Origin of the sequence: Pseudomonas sp. LS.1a, assembly GCF_022533585.1 — a bacterium.
GTDB lineage: Bacteria > Pseudomonadota > Gammaproteobacteria > Pseudomonadales > Pseudomonadaceae > Aquipseudomonas.
In genome coordinates this window covers 763642-781253 of the sequence record NZ_CP092827.1, presented here as the reverse complement: position 1 = coordinate 781253, position 17612 = coordinate 763642, and the positions used below count along the sequence as shown (strand labels likewise).

Here is a 17612-nt window from a genome sequence, read left to right as displayed (position 1 = left end):
CCCGCCTCAGCGCATGCCGGTAACAGCCACGGCCAGGCCAAGCCCTATCAGCGCCACACCGATCACCCGGTCCACCAGCATCTGCCGCTCGATCATCGCCTTGCGCAATGCCGTGCTGGAGAAGAACACCGCCACCAGGCTGAACCACAGCCAGTGAGCAACGGACATGAAAGCGCCGTAGGCAAAATCCAGCACCAGCGGGCTACCGGGCTTCACCACCTGGGTGAAGGCGCTGATGACGAACAGCATGGTCTTGGGGTTGAAGGCGTTGGTCAGAAAGCCCGTGCGCAGGGCCTGCGTCACGCTGGCGGCGGATGCGGCGCCCCCGACGAGGCTGATGCGCCGGGTGTTGGTGAGCGACTGGTAGCCCAGATAAACCAGGTAACCCGCGCCTAGCACTTTCATGCCCAGGAACAAGGCCGGGCTCTGGCTGATGATCACCGCGATGCCCAGCACCGTGTACAGGACATGCACCTGCACCCCCAATGCAATGCCCACGGCGGCAGCCAGCCCGGCCTTGCGGCCTTGTGCATAACTACTGCGAGTGACCATGGCGAAGTCGGCACCAGGGCTGATGACGGCGAGCAGGGTGAACAGGGCGACGGCGATGAGTTCGGTCATGCTGGTGGCTCTCGATAGGCGATGGAAATGCACAGACCACGCAATTATCGAGAGCTTATAGGCCGGGAAAAATCGATTTATAGTGAAGCAAATCTGATAGCTTTCCTCACAGTTATATAGAACCTGTGCCGGCCTCTTCGCGGGTAAACCCGCTCCCACAGGTGATGCGCCGCCCTCAGGTTCGGAGAAGTTCCTGTGGGAGCGGGTTTACCCGCGAAGAGGCCGGTACAGGCAACCAGGGATGCCATGAAACTGCCCCCACTCAACGCCTTCCGCTACTTCGACATCGCCGCCAAAACCGAGAGTTTCGTGCGCGCCGCCGAGCACCTGCACGTCACCCACGGCGCGGTCAGCCGCCAGGTGCGCCTGCTTGAAGAAAGCCTTGGCGTGGAGCTGTTCGAGCGCCGCAACCGGGCCATTTTCCTCACCCCTGCCGGTCGCGCCTTGCAGGGCACCACCCAGGCGATCTTCGAGCAGCTCGAAGGCGCCGTGCAGCGTTTGCAGCAACAGGCCCGCGACAACGTGCTGGTGCTGTCGTGCGAACCGACCATTGCCATGCGCTGGCTGATCCCCCGCCTGCCCCGCTTCCATGCCGCCCACCCCGACCTGCAGTTGCACCTGGTGGCCGCAGGCGGGCCCCTGGACTTCGCCCGCAGCGGTGTCGACCTGGCAATTCGCCGCGACGACTTCCACTGGGACAAGCAGCTGTACAACCAGAAAATCTGCGACGAATGGATCGGCCCGGTGTGTCACCCCACCTCCCCCATCCAGCTTGAAGGCCAACGCCTGCTGCACAGCGCCACCCGCCCCGGGGCCTGGCCCACCTGGCTGCGCCTGAGCGGCCAGCAGGCTCGGCACACCGAGCGCAGCGACTTCGAGCATTTCTACCTGTCGATTCAGGCTGCCAGCGCCGGCCTGGGCCTGGCCATGGCCTCAGCCCTGATGGTGCGTGACGAACTCGACAGCGGGCAGTTGCAGGCGCCATTCGGCTTTGTACGCGACGGCTCGGCCTACCACCTGCTCAGCCCGCAGCCCTTGGAAGACGGCGGCAGGCGCCAGCGCTTCGCCGCATGGGTGATGGGCGAATGCCGGGGCTGCCTGGCTCATCTGGGCTTGATACAGAACGACGAACCCGAACGGCCATCACCACCCCAGGTGCGGTAACCCGCGGTATCTACATGAATACGCCCGGACGGATAGCGCCCCAGGCCCATGTTCCAGGCCTGGCCATACTGCTGCCAGAAACGGCACAGCGGGTTGGGGTCCGCCCAGGCGGGTAGCAGGATATCGACGGCGAAGGCACGGGTGTGGGCGCTGTTGGCTGCCCCGCCGGCGCAGACGTTCAGGCGTGGGTCGCGGTAGGCCGAAACCACCTCGAACTGGCGCAGGATGCCCTGGTCGTCGAGCGCCTTGATCAGCGAGAGCGTCGAGCGCACTGCCGGCCAGTTGCTGGCAGGTGGCACGGCGAAGGGTGACGCGTGGCACAGCTTCCAGTCCGAGGCCGAACGCAGCAACTGATGGATCGGTACCACGCCATACAGGCGCGCATCCACCAGCATCTCGCGAAACGGCCGGGTCTGATGGTCCCCGGCCCATTGCGCGAACAACCACAGATCACGCTCATCGGCCTGCGCTGCAGCACACAGCATGCCCAGTGCCAGCGCCAGCCATCCAGCCCTTTTCATCCCTGCTCCCCCTGCCACAGTATGTGCAACACTGCCGAACACGGCAGCGCCCAACAAGGAGTTAAGCATGCACAAGATTGCCTTACCGAGCCTCGCCGCCCTGGCCTTCAGCGGCCTTGCCGCCGCCGACGCGCGCATCGACCTGGGCGACGCCCAGCGCGTTACCCGCCTCTTCGCCTTCCCCAACAACTGCCACGTGATCTGTTATCGCGACTGGACCCTGGAGCAAACCGTCGAACACTACCTGACCCAGAGCGTACGCCGCGACGGCCATGCCGCCGCCCAGGTGCATGTAAGCCGCGACAATGACCGCCTGCACGCAACCATCAGTGGTGTACCCGCCAGCTATGCCAAGCCGCTGCGCAAGCTGCTCGACAGCGGTGAACTGGCCTATCAGGGGGCCACCCGGCTGAACAAGGACGGCAAATGGTCCTACGACTGGTACCTGTTCCTGCCACTGGGCATGGCCCTGCAGAACCGCCGCAGTATCGAACTGCTGCACTTCCCGCCGGACTACTCACTGACCCAGGCCCAGGACTACCTGCGCTCCAACACCACCGACCGCTGGGCCGAGCTGCTGACATTCAACGGCGTCGACGCCAGCCAGACCCCGGCCTACCAGACCATCATCGATATCGCCCCCATCGCCGCACCGGCCAGCGCGGGCGAAGCGCTGAAGGACACCTACAGCTACTTCAAGGACTACCAGCTGCGCATGGTCAGCGAGATGACCCTGCAGAACCCCGCCAGGCCCCTGCCGATGGTGGCCTTCGGCGCGCCGGTACGCAGCTGGATCCAGCAACAGTACGGGCCGCAGGTGGATGTGCTGGGCCTGGTCAGCATCAGCCCGCAGCCAGGGGCCAAGGTGCCGGTGCTGGGCGCCAACCACCCCAGCGCCATCTGGTATGCGGCGAACAAGGACAGCCACGGTGGCAACGAGGATGCAGCCAATGCCGCCGGCTTGAAAATGATGGGGCAGGACCTGACCGCGGCATGCTGGCAGGCGGGGATGGGGCGCAATCAACGGGCCGATGCCAAGCTGACGCTGGACGCCTGCTCGACCAAGTGGCAGGTGACGCAGAAGAAACAGACCTGCGAGCTGTTCTTCCGCACCGTGCGCAAGTACACGCCAGAACAGGCGGCAGCCAAATGCAATACCGGCAGCGTGACCCGAAGCCTGCGCGACCTGGCCAAGCCGATAGAGGCTCAGCCGCAGGACCTGTGACCGGCATACCGTCTCTTCGCGGGTACGCCCGCGAAGGGGCCCGTGCAGGCCTGCTCAGTCTTCGAGCAGGGTACAGGCCATCACCAGCGCATCCTCGCGGCCGCCGGCAACCGGGTAATAGTCGCGGCGGCGGCCGATTTCGTTGAAGCCGTAGCGCTCGTACAAGCGGTAGGCCGACTGGTTGCTGGCGCGCACTTCCAGGAAGCATTCGCGGCCATTGAGCTGGTAGGCCCGGGCCATCAGGTGTTCGAGCAGACGCAGGCCCAGCCCGCGGCCCTGGTTTTCCGGTTTGACGGTAATGTTGAGCAGATGTGCCTCGTCGATGATCACGTTGATCACGCCATGGCCCACTTGCTGCTGACCGTCGAACATCAGCCAGACTTCGTACGATTTGAGCGCATCCTGAAAGATCCCTCGGGTCCAGGGATGACTGAACGCGGCATATTCGATCTTAAGTACGGCATCCAGATCCGCCTCGGTCATCGGGCGGAAACTGATCGAGTCACTCATTCAACGCTCTTCCAGCGCGCCATCAGCTGGCGCATGGCTTTCCAGACGTCCGCCTTGCGCTGCGGCTCGTCCATCAACAGTTCAAGGCCCGGCAAGGCCCAGGCTTCGCCCAGGCCTTCGAGCTTCAGGGTTTGGTAATAGGCATCGCCATCGGCATTGGCGGCAAAGCGCAGCGCCGGCAGGCCGATCAGCCACAGGCAGGTGCACGGGGCGTCCTCCAGGCGCGCCTGGACAAAGCCCTGGACGAAATCGCGCGCAGCCTCCGGGCCCTGGTCCATGTTGCCGCGCACCAGCAGCGGCCAGCGCACCGGCTCGCCGATGATCTGCGGGGCATCGGGCAGGCCGGCGGCGCGCAGCATGTCCTTGAGCAGCAGATAGGACGGATCGCGGCTCTGGAACGGCTGGCCGGTGGCCAGTTCAACCAGCAGCAAGCAACTGCCAGCGCGCAGCAACTGCAGCGAGAAGCGCGGGGGCGGCACCGGGGCCGGGCGCGGTGGTGCGGCCTGCTCCTCGGTCTCGGCGGGCTTTGCGGCAGGCTTGGGCGCACTGCCCGGGCGCGGAATCTCGATTTTCGGCCGCTCGCCGGAACGGGCCTGGGGGGCGGCGGGCGCCTCGTTGGCAGCCGGTACCGGCCTGACGTCGAAATCGGGGGCCTCGACCGGCGCCACCGGCAGCAGCAGCTCGGGGCGCGACGGTGCAGCGAACGGCAGTTCGGCGCGCGGCAGCCAGTGCACCACTTGCATGGCGGAAAGGTAGGCGCGGCGACGGGGTTCGGTGAGCAAGGGGCGGGTTTCCGAGGGGTGGAGACAATTGGCCATTCTAACGCCGTTGGCATTCGAGTGCCGCAACTGGTCGGCGGATTTTTGTTGCCTGTACTGGCCCTTTCGCGGGTGAACCCGCTCCCACAGGGCCTTGTGCAGTACCTGTGGGAGCGGGTTCACCCGCGAAAGGGCCAGTGAATCCCCTACAAGGATGATGGATATCTCTCATTACAGACCAAGGGGTGAAAACCTCCCCCCCGGATGCAGTACAATCGCCCCCTTTTTCTTGGCAACGAGTCGAAGCCAATGATCGAACCCAAGCGCGTCCTGCGCGCCCTAGCCGAACACTGGGCCCTGATCGAGCCGCTGTGCGAGCGATTCGACCAGGGCACCCTGAGCCTGGTCGAATTGCGTCAGCATGTGGCCCGCCAGCAGGTCGAGAGCACCCCGCAGGACATCACCCAGCTGCTCGACGTGTGGATCCGTCTGGATATCCTGGTCCCGGTGGCCAAAAGCCCGAACCGTTTCGAGCTCAACGCGCAGATCCACGACTTCCTCGCCTACCTGCGCCGCGAACACCGGCTGGGCCTGTGCCTGGAGATCGAAGCCTACCTGCGCCACCTGGAACGCCTGGCCGGGCATATCCAGGACGCCTTCGACAACCGCGACAGCGACGACCTGGCGCGCCAGCTGCGCCTGCTCGACATGCGCGTGCGCGATGTACTGAAGAAGCTCGACAACGACGAGCAGGCACTGGTGGCCGTGGCCGAGCGGGCCAAGACCAGCAACCGCCAGATCCCGCTGCGCCAGCGCTATGCCGAAGTACTGGCAACCTGGGACGAGTACGTCGAGCCGATGATCCAGCTGGTCAACGCCGACGGCGCCTTCGAACAGGGTGTACGCAAGGTCGAGACCGTACTGCTGAAGCTGCTGGGTGAACAGGCGCGCCTGGGCCACCTGGTCGACGATGACATGCTGCTGCGCACCCACGCGCGCATCCTGGAAATGCAGACCAGCGCCCAGCTGACCCTGCGCCACGCCCGCGAACTGCTGCTGCCGCTGCGCGAAGAGGCCCGCCGGCACAACGCCGTGACCCGTGGCGCCGCACTGGCCCTGTCGGTGATCCGGCGCAAGGGCATCGACGCCGTGCCGCAAGCGGCCATGCCGATGTTCACCCGCCCGCAAAGCACCTTCCTCGGCAGCGCCAGCCAGGTCGAGGCCTATGTCTACGCCCTGGCCCGCTTCGAGCCCAAGCCGGCGCGCTTCCCCAAGGCCCACAAGACCCAGTCCGGCGCCCTGCCCCGTGCACCGCGCACGGTCAAGGAAATGGCCGAACGCTGCGAACAGGCCCTGCCGCTGCCCGACCTGATGGTCTGGTTGCTGGAGCAGGAACCCGAAGGCGCCACCGACGAGCTGCTGTACTGGTTCTCGCGCCTGTCGCGGGAAAAGCGCTTCAAGCGCGAACGCCTCGACCGCCGCGAGTACATCACCCAGGAACACCTGGTCAGCCTGCGCTCGTTCGCCCTGACCTCCAGCCGCGAAGACGCCGCCAGCGCGCCTACCGAATCCAACGCGAGCCCAGCCCATGCATCTTGATCTTTCCGAACTGTCCCAGCTCGCGCCGATCTTCCGCGAGCTGTTCAAAGGCTTCCACGTCAGCCGCCGCGACCCCGAGCTGTACGCCCAGCTGTCGAACTTCCAGGACCAGTACCGCACCCTGTTCAAGGCCTTGGGCTTCGAACTGGTGTGCGACACCCGTGGTTTCTACTACTTCGTGCCGGACATGACCGCCGCGCAGGTCAACAAGACCGCGCAGCGCCTGTCGCTGTTCACCTTCATCCTGGTAGAACACCTGGCCGACCAGGGCCGCGACCCGATGGCCGTGCTCGATGGCGGCAGCATCGGCCGTGACGAACTGCCCTCGCTGCTGGACAAGTACCGCGACCTGTTCCTGCAGGCCGAAGTGCAGACCGTGGACGAGCTGGAAGAAAAAATCCTGCGCCGCATGACCCAACTCGGCTTCGCCTTCGAGGAAGGCGGCATCTACCGCTTCCTGCCACCGATGCACCGCTTCCTCGACGTGTGCCTGGCCGTGCAGCAGGACCGCGACCTGGCGGCCACCCTGCACAGCGACCTGCCGCTGCCGACCCCGGTACTGGTCGAGGAAGAAAGCCCCGAAGAACTCAACCGCACCGACGACCCGCTCGACCTCAGCCCGTTCGAGGGCGAGGAAAGCGAAGAGCAAGCCCTGGCCCGGGCCATCCGCGAAGAGCAACAGGAGATTGACGCATGAGCCAGGAACGCTACGGCATCCGCCGCTTCGCACTGCTCAACACCGCCGGCTACAGCCTTGGCCTGTTCCCGCTGGAACACCCGCTGTCGGTCTACGGTGCCAACAACCTGGGTAAATCGGCGTCGATCAACGCCCTGCAATTCCCTATCCTGGCGCGCATGTCGGACATGAGCTTCGGCAAGTACAGCCTCGAGCAGTCGCGCCGCTTCTACTTCGCCAGCGACACCTCGTACATTCTCTGCGAGCTGAGCCTGCCCCACGGCCCGCACGTGATCGGCGTGGTTGGCCGCGGCCCGGGCGGCGGTTTCGGCCACCAGTTCTTTGCCTACAAGGGCGAACTGGACCTGGCCCACTACCAGAAGAACGACACCTGCCTGCGCCAGAAAGAGCTGTTCACCAACCTTGAGCGCCTCGGCATCAAGGCCTACGAGCTGAAGCCGGATGAACTGCGTCGTCTGCTGGTCGGCGGCCACACCTCGGTGCCGCTGGACCTGACCATGATCCCGCTGCGCTCGACCAGCGAGCAAAGCCTGAAAACCTTCCGCGCGCTGTTCATCAACCTGCTGCACATGCGCGAAATCACCGCCGCCAAGCTCAAGCAACTGTTCCTCGATGCCTTCGAGCACAGCCTGCGCTCCGGCAGCGTCGACTACATCGCCGCCTGCGAGGAAGCCTTCCGCGACGTGCGCCGCATGGAGCAGGACTACAACGCCCTGGTCGCCGCCGGCCCGCTGGTCGAGGCCCTGGCCGGTGGCGTGGCCCAGCGCGACATCCTGCGCGGCAAGCTGCACCGCATTTCGCCAGTGCTCGACACCCTGCTGGGCACCTGGCAGGAATACGCCATGGCGCGCAAGGAAGAGCTGGTGATCCAGGCCGAGCACTACCGTGGCGAGCAGGACCGCCTGCAGAACGACCAGCGCGGCGGCACCCAGGAGCTGATGCGCCTGGAGCGTGAAATCACCGGTATCCAGCGCTGGCTGGGCGAGCTGTCGGTGCTCAAGCACCGCTTTGCCCTGGTCGATGACGTCAAGGTGCTGGAGCAGCAACTGCTGGCGGCCAAGGACGCTCACGACGAACTGGCCGGTGCCCTGGCCCAGTCGCGGCAGTTCAGCGCCGAAGACCTGGACGAACGCGTGCGCGACCTGGAAAAGCGCCTGAAGCAGGTCAAGCAGCAGCTCGACCACGCCGACAACAACAGCTATGCCCGCCTGCGCGAAGAGTTCTCGCAGCAGGACGTCGACCGCCTGATGCGCCTGTTCAACGGCGCGCTGTTCAGCCTGCCGCTGGGTGACCGTGGCATCGAACTGGACGACAGCGACCTGTGGGTAAAATCGCTGGAAGCGGTGCTCGACGGCTTCAAGGGCGAACGTTTCGAAGCCCCAGGCCTGTCCATCGACCTGTCGCACATCGACCCACCGGCGCTGCAGGCCTTGGCCGACCGTGCCGCCCTGCGCGACCAGAAGGAGCGCCTGGAAAAAGAGCTGAAGCAGCTCAAGACCCAGCAAGCCGTGGCCGCCGACCGCTCCGCCTCCAAGGCGCAGACCGAAGCCCTGTACCAGGAAGTTCTGGACGCGCAGAAAGCGCTGGAAGACTTCCGCCGCAGCGAAACCCTGGCCGCCGAAGAGCCCGAGAAGCTGGAGCAGCTGTCGCAGCTGGAAGCCGCCCAGGACGAACTCAAGCGCTCCAGCGACGCCTTCACCGAACGTGTCCAGCAACTGTCGGCCAAGCTGCAGCTGGTCGGCCGGCAGATCGGCGACCTCGAGGCCAAGCAGCGCACCCTGGAAGACGCCCTGCGCCGTCGCCAGCTGCTGCCGGCCGACCTGCCCTACGGCACACCGTACATGGAAGCCATCGACGACTCGATGGACAACCTGCTGCCACTGCTCAACGACTACCAGGACAGCTGGCAGAGCCTGCAGCGGGTGGACAACCAGATCGAGGCGCTGTACGCCCAGGTGCGCCTGAAAGGCGTGGCCAAGTTCGACAGCGAAGACGACATGGAACGCCGCCTGCAGCTGCTGGTGAACGCCTATGCGCACCGCACCGACGAAGCCCTGACCTTGGCCAAGGCCCGCCGCGCCGCGGTCACCGACATCGCCCGGACCCTGCGCAACATCCGCAGCGACTATGACAGCCTCGAGCACCAGCTGGCCCTGTTCAACCGCGAGATCAACAGGCGCCAGGTATCCAACCTGGAGAGCTTCCGCGTGGTGCTGGCGCCGAACAAGGAAGCGCTCAAGCATATCGACCAGATCATCCACAGCGCCGGCCAGTACGAAGAAGGCGAAACCCTGTCGGTATTCGACCTGACCCAGAGCGCCGAGCAGGACAACAAGAACGAAGAGGCCAAGGAATACCTGGCACGGCTGGTGGCGGCCAACCACAACCAGCTGGGCCTGAAGGACCTGTTCGAGCTGGCGTTCGAGATCACCAAGGTCAACGGCCAGCCGGTGATCCATGCCGACATCGACGGCGCGGCATCCAACGGCACCACCATGACCATCAAGGCGCTGACCAACATGTACCTGTTGCTGCACCTGATGGACCGCGACCTGGCCGGGCGCATCCGCCTGCCGTACTACCTGGACGAAGCGGCGGACATCGACGAACGCAACCAGGCTGCGCTGCTGGAAACCAGCCTGCAGCTGGGCTTCGTGCCGATCCTGGCGAGCGTGAAGCCGCAGGTGTCGGCGCGGGTGGCGATCGACCTGGAAGGTGGTAGCGGGCCGAATGGCATCTACATCGACGAGGCGGACTGGAAGTTCATCAGCCGTCGGGATGAGGTGAAGGCGGTTGTGCGTGAGGATCATCAGGCCGAGGAATTGGCCTGAGGTAATTGGGGTCGCTCCCACAAAGGTCCGGTGTACGCCGATCAATGTGGGAGCGGCCTTGTGTCGCGATAGGAGGCCGAAGGCCTCCCAGGATCTGTCAGGCTATCAATGAGCCCAAGGCAGAATCGGAATCGCGGTCACCGCATTCTGCGGGCTGCCTTCGATCATGCGGTCGCTGTACACCAGGTACACCAGCGTATTGCGCTTCTTGTCCAGGAAGCGCACCACCTGCATGGTCTTGAACACCAGCGAGGTGCGTTCCTTGAACACTTCCTCGCCATCCTTCAGCTCACCCTTGAAGTTGATCGGCCCGACCTGACGACAGGCAATCGATGCCTCCGCCCGGTCCTCCGCCAGCCCCAACCCACCCTTCACGCCGCCGGTCTTGGCCCGCGACAGGTAGCAGGTCACGCCCTCGACCTTGGGGTCGTCGAACGCCTCGACCACAATACGGTCGTTCGGCCCGAGGAACTTGAACACGGTGGACACCTGGCCGATTTCCTCAGCCCCGGCCAGCATTGGCAGCACCAGCGCTGCCACGCCGATCACGCGCTTGAACAGGCTCATACCAACACCAGATTGTCGCGGTGCACCAGTTCCGGCTCGGCGATATAGCCCAGCACGCTTTCGATGACATCGGATGGTTGGCCGATGATCTTTTGCGCTTCCAGCGCGCTGTAGTTGGCCAGGCCGCGAGCCACCTCAACACCGTCCGGGCCGACGCACACCACCATCTCGCCACGACGGAAGCTACCCTGTACGGTCTTCACGCCAACCGGCAACAGGCTCTTGTTGGCCTGGCGCAGCGCCTGCACGGCACCGGCATCCAGCACCAGGGTGCCACGGGTCTGCAGGTGGCCAGCCAGCCACTGCTTGCGCGCGGCAAGCATGCCGCGCTCGGGCGACAACAAGGTCCCCAGGCGTTCGCCGGCCTTGAGGCGATCCAGCACGCGCTCGATGCGGCCACCGATGATGATGGTGTGGGCACCGGAACGGGCGGCCAGGCGCGCGGCGCGCAGCTTGGTCTGCATGCCGCCACGACCCAGGGCGCCACCGGTACCGCCGGCCACGGCGTCCAGTGCCGGGTCGTCGGCGCGGGCCTCGTAGATCAGCTGGGCGTCGGGGTTGTTGCGCGGGTCGGCATCGAACATGCCATCGCGGTCGGTGAGGATCACCAACAGGTCAGCCTCGACCAGGTTGGCCACCAGCGCCGCCAGGGTGTCGTTGTCGCCGAAGCGGATCTCGTCGGTGACCACGGTATCGTTCTCGTTGATTACCGGCACCACGCCCAGGTCGACCAGCGTGCGCAGGGTGCTGCGGGCGTTCAGGTAACGCTTGCGGTCGGACAGGTCGTCATGGGTCAGCAGGATCTGCGCGGTGTGCTTGCCGTGCTCGCCGAAGCTCGACTCCCAGGCCTGCACCAGGCGCATCTGGCCGATCGAGGCAGCGGCCTGCAGCTCGTTCATCGCACTCGGTCGCGAGGTCCAGCCAAGCTGGCTCATACCGGCAGCCACGGCCCCGGAGGAGACCAGTACCAACTCCACGCCTGCCTCACGCAGCGCGACCATCTGCTCGACCCAAACGGCCATGGCACCGCGGTCGAGGCCTTTGCCATCGGCGGTCAGCAGAGCACTGCCAATCTTCACGACCCAGCGCTTGGCGCCCGTCACCTTGCTTCGCATCTTCTTCCAACCTATGTCGAATCTGTAGATACCGTGGATACAAAAACGCCGCTCCAAGGAGCGGCGTTTAGTGTACTGCAACCGGTCAGTCGCGCACGTAAATGATTTCCGGGCCGTCTTCGTCGTCCTCGAAATCATCGTCCCAACCGTCATCATCGCCGATGTCGTGCACGCTCTTGACGCCGGTGCGACGCAGGGTACGGGCGTCGTCCAGGGCCTGCAGCTGGGCACGGGCTTCGTCTTCGATGCGCTGGTCGAGGTCAGCCAGCTCTTCGGCATAGGCCGGGTCGTTGGCCAGGCGGTCGGCGCGGTCTTCGAGGTAGCGCATCAGGTCGTGGCTGAGCTTTTCGGTACCCTGTTTGGAGATGGCCGAGATCACGTACACCGGGCCCTCCCACTGCAGGCGCTCGACCACTTCCTTGACCCGCTCGTCGCGCTCGTCTTCCATGACCATGTCGGCCTTGTTCAGCACCAGCCAGCGCTCACGCTCGGCCAGCGACGGGCTGAAGCGGGTCAGCTCATTGACGATGACTTCGGCGGCATCGGCCGGGCTGCTTTCGTCCAGCGGCGCCATGTCCACCAGATGCAGCAGCACACGGGTGCGCGCCAGGTGCTTGAGGAAGCGGATACCCAGGCCGGCACCTTCGGAAGCACCTTCGATCAGGCCAGGGATGTCGGCGATGACGAAGCTCTTCCAGCGGTCGACGCTGACCACGCCCAGGTTCGGCACCAGGGTGGTGAACGGGTAGTCGGCCACTTTCGGCTTGGCGGCCGAAACCGAGCGGATGAAGGTGCTCTTGCCGGCATTCGGCAGGCCCAGCAGGCCGACGTCGGCCAGCACTTTCATTTCCATCTTCAGGTCGCGCTGCTCACCCGGCTTGCCAGGGGTGGTCTGGCGCGGCGCACGGTTGGTGCTGGACTTGAAACGGGTGTTGCCCAGGCCGTGCCAGCCGCCCTGGGCGACCATCAGCTTCTGGCCAGGGGTGACCAGGTCACCGATCACTTCCTGGGTGGAAGCGTCGATCACGGTGGTGCCGACCGGCACGCGCAGGAACAGGTCGTCGCCTTTCTTGCCAGTGCAGTCGGTGCTGCCACCGTTGGCGCCACGCTGGGCCTCGTGGTGACGGGTGTAGCGATAGTCGACCAGGGTGTTGAGGTTTTCGTCGGCGACCATGTACACCGAGCCACCATCGCCACCGTCACCACCGTTAGGGCCACCGTTCTCGATGAACTTCTCGCGACGGAAGCTCATGCAACCGTTGCCACCATCACCGGCCTTGACCCGAATGGATACTTCGTCAACAAACTTCATTCAAAACCGCCTCTCGCCTGCTGGCGAGTTGAATACCTGAAAAACCTGAGGCTCTTGCAAAACTGAGCGCGGCGGCCCCGTACGACCGTAGAAACCCACGCCGGCAGCCCATACAAACAGCTTTGCAAGAGGCTCACCACAAACGAAAAAGCCCCGTCGCATGACGGGGCTTCTGGAGCGACGTCGCGATTAAGCGGCGACGATGCTCACGTAACGGCGCATGAACTCGCCTTTTTTCTCGAACTTGATCACGCCTTCGATCTTGGCGAACAAGGTGTGATCCTTGCCCATGCCAACACCGTAGCCAGCGTGGAATTCGGTGCCGCGCTGACGGACGATGATGTTGCCTGGCTTGATAGCCTGGCCGCCATACATCTTCACGCCAAGGCGTTTCGATTCTGAGTCGCGACCGTTACGAGTACTACCACCAGCCTTCTTGTGAGCCATGGTTCAATTCTCCAAATAAATTCAGGGGATCTAGGGGATTAAGCCTGGATACCGGTGATTTTGATCTCGGTGAACCACTGGCGGTGGCCCATACGCTTCATGTGGTGCTTACGACGACGGAACTTGATGATGCGAACCTTGTCGTGGCGGCCTTGCGAAACGACTTCGGCCACTACTTTAGCGCCAGCAACAACTGGAGCACCGATGGTGACTTCTTCACCGTTGGCGACCAGCAGGACGCGATCGAAGGTCACGGATTCGCCAGTGGCGACTTCCAGTTTTTCGATCTTGAGGAATTCACCTTCAGCGACTTTGTACTGCTTGCCGCCGGTAACGATTACTGCGTAAGACATGGTATTTCTCCGATAATCCTGCTCACCCAGCGCTTTATATGATGAGTATTGGCTGGCATGGCTGCACAGGGCTGGAACGGCCCGGCGCAATTGCGTAAGGCAGGTGCTGCCCAGGAAGTTAGGGTGCGCGATTGTACGCAACCGCGGTTTTGCTTGCAAGTACCGCCCCCGGCGCACGGGTACCGCGCCTTGACACACCGGGACCCGCGACCTAGCATGCCGCGCAACCTCACTGGAGCAGCCGATGCAACCCCAAACCTTCTACCGTGCGGTGGCTGATGATTTCAGCGCCGTCGACGAGATCATCAAGAAGCAGCTGACCTCGCGCGTGCCGCTGGTATCGAAGATCGGCGACTATATCACGTCCGCCGGTGGCAAACGCCTGCGCCCCCTGCTGGTGCTGCTGTGTGGCAAGGCCCTGGGCCGCGAGGGCGACGACCTGCGCCTGCTGGCTGCCACCATCGAATTCCTGCACACCGCCACCCTGCTGCACGACGACGTGGTCGACATGTCCGGCATGCGCCGCGGCCGCTCCACCGCCAATGCCCTGTGGGGCAACGCGCCGAGCGTGCTGGTGGGCGACTTCCTCTATTCGCGCTCGTTCGAGATGATGGTCGAACTGGGCTCGATGCCGGTCATGCAGATCCTGTCCAAGGCCACCCGCGTGATTGCCGAAGGTGAAGTGCTGCAGCTGTCGCGGGTACGCGACGCCAGCACCACCGAGGAAGTCTATATGGAGGTCATTCGCGGCAAGACCGCGATGCTGTTCGAAGCCTCGACCCACAGCGCCGCCGCGCTGGCCGAAGCCAGCGACGAACAGCGCGAGGCCCTGCGTACCTTCGGTGATCACCTGGGCGTGGCGTTCCAGCTGGTCGACGACCTGCTGGACTACAAGGGCGACTCGCAGACCCTGGGCAAGAACGTCGGTGACGACCTGGCCGAAGGCAAACCCACCCTGCCGCTGATCTACACCATGCGCGAAGGCACCGCCGAACAGGCTGCACTGGTACGCCAGGCGATCCAGAAGGGTGGCCTGGAGGACCTGGAGCAGATTCGCGTGGCGGTCGAAGAGTCGGGTGCGCTGAACTACACGGCGGAGCTGGCGCGTGACTATGTGAAGCGTGCCATCCAGTGCCTGGAAGTGCTGCCGGCCAGCGAATACCGTGATGCACTGGTCGAGCTGAGCGAGTTTGCTGTCGCGCGTACTCACTGACAGATCGAGTCGCCTTCATTCGCGGGTAAACCCGCTCCCACAGGGATATCACAGGCCTCCGGGCCTATGTTGTATCTGGGGGAGCGGGTTTACCCGCGAAGCATTTGTCCGGACATAATCACTTCATCAGAAATACCTCTTACAATGTGGGCTTTCAACCGTCTGTTTGTTTGAGGAACCGAAGTGAGCACTCTGCCACCCTGCCCAAAATGCAACTCCGAATACACCTATGAGGATGGCACTCAGCTGATCTGCCCTGAATGCGCCCACGAGTGGTCGGCCAGCGGCGACGCCGAAGCGGCCAGCGACGAGGTGGTGAAGAAGGACTCGGTCGGCAACATCCTGCAGGACGGCGACACCGTCACCGTGATCAAGGACCTCAAGGTCAAGGGCTCCTCCCTGGTGGTCAAGGTCGGCACCAAGGTCAAGAACATCCGCCTGTGCGATGGCGACCACGACATCGACTGCAAGATCGACGGCATCGGCGCCATGAAGCTGAAGTCCGAGTTCGTGCGTAAAGTCTGATAACGCGAATACCGCCAATTGGCGCTTGCTATTTAGATAATAAGAATTATTCTCATTGGAACCGCTATCCAAGGAGAATAGCCATGACTTATCTGATCGACGCCTGGCTGGACCGCCCCCACCCCTATCTGCGCATTCTTCATCGGGAAACCGGCGAAGTGTGCGCGGTGCTTGAAGAAGACGCGCTCGACGAGCTGCGTGACCAGGGCGACCTGGACATGAGCGGGCTGAATTCGAGTGAGCCGGGGGTGCTCAAGGAGCTGGTGCGCAATCTGTTTCTGTTCTGCTATGCGCGGGCCTTGCGCCCCGGGGGAACGGACTGGAACTGAGGCTGGCAGGGTCGGCCTCTGCGCGGGTGAACCCGCACCCACAGGGGCCCCACAGCTCTGAAGCATTGTGAGGTCCCTGTGGGAGCGGGTTCACCCGCGAATGAGCCGCAAAGCGGCCCCGAGGGTATTACAGAACGTCGAGCAGCTCGACGTCGAATACCAGCACGCTGTGCGGCGGGATGCTGCCAACGCCTTGGGCGCCGTAGGCCAGCTCGCTCGGCACGTACAGGCGCCACTTGCTGCCAGCGTTCATCAGCTGCAGGGCTTCGGTCCAGCCAGCGATCACACCACCCACCGGGAATTCAGCAGGCTGACCACGGTCGTAGGAGCTGTCGAACACCGTGCCATCGATCAGGGTGCCGTGGTAGTGCGTGCGCACGTTGTCTTCGCGGGTCGGCTTGGCGCCTTCGCCGGCGGTCAGCACTTCGAACTGCAGGCCCGAGGCCAGGGTGGTGATGCCGTCACGCTTGGCGTTCTCGATCAGGAATGCCTTGCCAGCAGCAGCTGCTGCTTCAGCCTTGGCAGCCGCTTCGGCTTGCATCACGTCGCGGATGACCTTGAAGCTGGCCGACAGGTCGGCTTCGCTGACGCGGCTGTCGGCGCCGTTGAAGGCGTCGGTCAGGCCGGCCAGGATGGCTTCCAGGCTGACGCCTGGTGGCGGGTTGTCGCGCAGCTGGCCGCCCAGCTGACGGCCGATGCCGTAGCTGACGCGAGTTTCGTCGGTGGACAGGTTGAGTTCGGACATTGTCGTGCTCCACTGCAGGGCGCAGTGAAGCCGCGCCCTTGATGAAAAGGGCGAGCAGCCTAGCACACTGGGGCGCTGCGAGCAGCTACCAGGCCGAGCGCTGGGAAATCGGCACCTTCAAGTCTTCTTCCGGGTGCGTGCCCATACCGCACATTTCGTCCTGCACCGACCAGTGCACCAGGTTCATCGAAACCATGGGGATGGTTTGCAGCAACTTGCGCGCATCCTCCACCGAATGCACGCGCAAGCGTTCACCACGGGTGTCTGACAGGGGATGGGGGTGGCCTTTGATCCGGGCCTCGAGCAGGTAGTCACCGCCTTCGATGGCGATCAGGTTCAGTTCGTCGACATGGCCAGCCCTGGCCTCGGTATTGAGCTGATGCAGGTTCATGAGAGCACCTCGCGATGGGAACCACGCATGAGAGCTCATTTTTTCTACAGAAAGGGAGAATGCACAAGGCATGACTGACGCCGCTCGTCAGTTGGAACGTGCTGGCCTCTTCGCGGGCTTGCCCGCTCCCACAGGGATTGCGAAGAGGCCAGTCAGGCTCAGTGCTTGGTCAGCTTGTCCAGGTAACCCATGCAGAATGCCGAGACCACGAAGGTCATGTGGATGATCACGTACCACATCAGGTAATCGGTGGAGATGTTCTGCGCGTCCATGAACACCCGCAGCAGGTGGATGGACGAAATGGCCACGATCGACGCGGCAACCTTCATCTTCAGCGACGAAGAATCCATCTTGCCCAGCCAGTTGAGCTTTTCCTTGCTTTCGTCGATGTCCAGTTGCGAGACGAAGTTCTCGTAGCCCGAGATCATCACCATCACCAGCAGGCCACCCACCAGCGACATGTCGATCAGCGACAGGATCACCAGGATCAGGTCGGCTTCGCTCAGGGCGAAGACGTTGGGCAGGACGTGGACCACTTCCTGGAAGAACTTGAGCGCCAGGGCCAGCAGGCCGAGGGACAGGCCGAAGTAGATGGGGGCGAGCAGCCAGCGAGAGGCATACATCGCGTTTTCGAGGATACGTTCCATGGAGGATTGGGACTCATCAGGTGACTAAAAAAGCGACGGCGA

20 protein-coding genes are annotated in these 17612 nt (G+C 63.9%); 8 read left to right on the top strand and 12 right to left on the bottom strand.

Translation table 11 applies throughout. The features are described from left to right. Positions 1 to 6 precede the first annotated feature (6 nt). Entirely contained in the window at positions 7 to 621 is a 615-nt protein-coding gene (locus MKK04_RS03565) for a LysE family translocator (protein ID WP_241106249.1), read from the bottom strand. A 246-nt stretch (positions 622 to 867) separates the two neighbouring features. On the opposite strand from MKK04_RS03565, the gene MKK04_RS03560 reads away from it, so the two are divergent. Then, positions 868 to 1785 carry a LysR substrate-binding domain-containing protein gene (locus tag MKK04_RS03560; protein WP_241106248.1) on the top strand — a complete coding sequence of 306 codons (918 nt, stop codon included), beginning with the start codon at positions 868 to 870 and terminating at the stop codon, positions 1783 to 1785. Here MKK04_RS03560 and MKK04_RS03555 read toward each other — a convergent pair. Then, positions 1725 to 2306, bottom strand: a complete 582-nt coding sequence (locus MKK04_RS03555) for a D-Ala-D-Ala carboxypeptidase family metallohydrolase (protein WP_241106247.1) — start codon at positions 2304 to 2306, stop codon at positions 1725 to 1727. The genes MKK04_RS03560 and MKK04_RS03555 overlap by 61 nt on opposite strands. Positions 2307 to 2373: 67 nt before the next feature. Here MKK04_RS03555 and MKK04_RS03550 point away from each other — a divergent pair, with 67 nt between their 5' ends. After that, positions 2374 to 3531 carry a hypothetical protein gene (locus MKK04_RS03550; RefSeq protein ID WP_207832350.1) on the top strand — a complete coding sequence of 386 codons (1158 nt, stop codon included), beginning with the start codon at positions 2374 to 2376 and terminating at the stop codon, positions 3529 to 3531. Between the two features lie 54 nt (positions 3532 to 3585). Here MKK04_RS03550 and rimI read toward each other — a convergent pair whose 3' ends face one another. Both rimI and MKK04_RS03540 read right to left on the bottom strand, forming a co-directional pair. Further along, on the bottom strand, positions 3586 to 4041 hold the full coding sequence (gene rimI, locus MKK04_RS03545) for a ribosomal protein S18-alanine N-acetyltransferase (RefSeq protein ID WP_046616794.1): 456 nt from the start codon (positions 4039 to 4041) through the stop codon (positions 3586 to 3588). After that, positions 4038 to 4823: an energy transducer TonB gene (locus MKK04_RS03540; protein WP_207832348.1), complete on the bottom strand. Its 786-nt coding sequence runs from the start codon at positions 4821 to 4823 to the stop codon at positions 4038 to 4040. The genes rimI and MKK04_RS03540 overlap by 4 nt, the downstream gene beginning before the upstream one ends. Positions 4824 to 5108: 285 nt before the next feature. Between MKK04_RS03540 and mksB the strand changes: the two genes are divergently transcribed. From mksB to mksF, 3 genes are read left to right on the top strand one after another with little or no spacing between them, the layout of a single operon-like run. Beyond that, positions 5109 to 6398 (top strand): Mks condensin complex protein MksB, encoded by a 1290-nt coding sequence (mksB, locus tag MKK04_RS03535; RefSeq protein ID WP_024086237.1) that lies wholly within the window; start codon positions 5109 to 5111, stop codon positions 6396 to 6398. Further along, positions 6388 to 7095 carry an Mks condensin complex protein MksE gene (gene mksE / locus MKK04_RS03530; protein ID WP_063911191.1) on the top strand — a complete coding sequence of 236 codons (708 nt, stop codon included), beginning with the start codon at positions 6388 to 6390 and terminating at the stop codon, positions 7093 to 7095. Before mksB ends, mksE begins: the two co-directional genes overlap by 11 nt. After that, the gene (gene mksF / locus MKK04_RS03525) at positions 7092 to 9926 is read left to right on the top strand and encodes an Mks condensin complex protein MksF (RefSeq protein ID WP_063911190.1); all 2835 of its coding nucleotides are present in this window, start codon (positions 7092 to 7094) and stop codon (positions 9924 to 9926) included. Before mksE ends, mksF begins: the two co-directional genes overlap by 4 nt. 105 nt (positions 9927 to 10031) lie before the next feature. On the opposite strand, the gene MKK04_RS03520 is transcribed toward mksF, so the two are convergent. The 5 genes from MKK04_RS03520 to rplU form a co-directional block, all read right to left on the bottom strand. Beyond that, positions 10032 to 10493, bottom strand: coding sequence for a CreA family protein (locus MKK04_RS03520; protein WP_019096697.1), 462 nt, complete (start codon positions 10491 to 10493; stop codon positions 10032 to 10034). Further along, positions 10490 to 11608 carry a glutamate 5-kinase gene (gene proB / locus MKK04_RS03515; RefSeq protein ID WP_063911189.1) on the bottom strand — a complete coding sequence of 373 codons (1119 nt, stop codon included), beginning with the start codon at positions 11606 to 11608 and terminating at the stop codon, positions 10490 to 10492. Before proB ends, MKK04_RS03520 begins: the two co-directional genes overlap by 4 nt. Positions 11609 to 11693: 85 nt before the next feature. Further along, positions 11694 to 12920, bottom strand: a complete 1227-nt coding sequence (cgtA, locus tag MKK04_RS03510; protein ID WP_063911188.1) for an Obg family GTPase CgtA — start codon at positions 12918 to 12920, stop codon at positions 11694 to 11696. Positions 12921 to 13109: 189 nt separating this feature from the next. After that, on the bottom strand, positions 13110 to 13367 hold the full coding sequence (rpmA, locus tag MKK04_RS03505; RefSeq protein ID WP_046616804.1) for a 50S ribosomal protein L27: 258 nt from the start codon (positions 13365 to 13367) through the stop codon (positions 13110 to 13112). A 38-nt stretch (positions 13368 to 13405) separates the two neighbouring features. Then, positions 13406 to 13720, bottom strand: coding sequence for a 50S ribosomal protein L21 (gene rplU, locus MKK04_RS03500; protein WP_003247466.1), 315 nt, complete (start codon positions 13718 to 13720; stop codon positions 13406 to 13408). Between the two features lie 244 nt (positions 13721 to 13964). On the opposite strand from rplU, the gene MKK04_RS03495 reads away from it, so the two are divergent. From MKK04_RS03495 to MKK04_RS03485, 3 genes are all read left to right on the top strand, one after another. Beyond that, a complete protein-coding gene (locus tag MKK04_RS03495; protein WP_207832344.1) occupies positions 13965 to 14933 on the top strand; it encodes a polyprenyl synthetase family protein in 969 nt (322 codons plus the stop codon). A gap of 183 nt (positions 14934 to 15116) precedes the next feature. Next, a complete protein-coding gene (locus MKK04_RS03490) occupies positions 15117 to 15458 on the top strand; it encodes a zinc ribbon domain-containing protein YjdM (protein WP_009686103.1) in 342 nt (113 codons plus the stop codon). A gap of 83 nt (positions 15459 to 15541) precedes the next feature. Further along, positions 15542 to 15787, top strand: coding sequence for a PA4570 family protein (locus MKK04_RS03485; RefSeq protein ID WP_207832342.1), 246 nt, complete (start codon positions 15542 to 15544; stop codon positions 15785 to 15787). A 127-nt stretch (positions 15788 to 15914) separates the two neighbouring features. On the opposite strand, the gene MKK04_RS03480 is transcribed toward MKK04_RS03485, so the two are convergent. The 3 genes from MKK04_RS03480 to MKK04_RS03470 all read right to left on the bottom strand — a co-directional run bounded on the left by MKK04_RS03480 (position 15915) and on the right by MKK04_RS03470 (position 17570). After that, positions 15915 to 16532, bottom strand: a complete 618-nt coding sequence (locus tag MKK04_RS03480) for an FKBP-type peptidyl-prolyl cis-trans isomerase (RefSeq protein WP_241106246.1) — start codon at positions 16530 to 16532, stop codon at positions 15915 to 15917. A gap of 85 nt (positions 16533 to 16617) precedes the next feature. Next, positions 16618 to 16923, bottom strand: a complete 306-nt coding sequence (locus MKK04_RS03475) for a DUF6482 family protein (protein ID WP_013970818.1) — start codon at positions 16921 to 16923, stop codon at positions 16618 to 16620. Between the two features lie 158 nt (positions 16924 to 17081). Then, a complete protein-coding gene (locus MKK04_RS03470; RefSeq protein WP_003247486.1) occupies positions 17082 to 17570 on the bottom strand; it encodes a TIGR00645 family protein in 489 nt (162 codons plus the stop codon). Positions 17571 to 17612 lie beyond the last annotated feature (42 nt).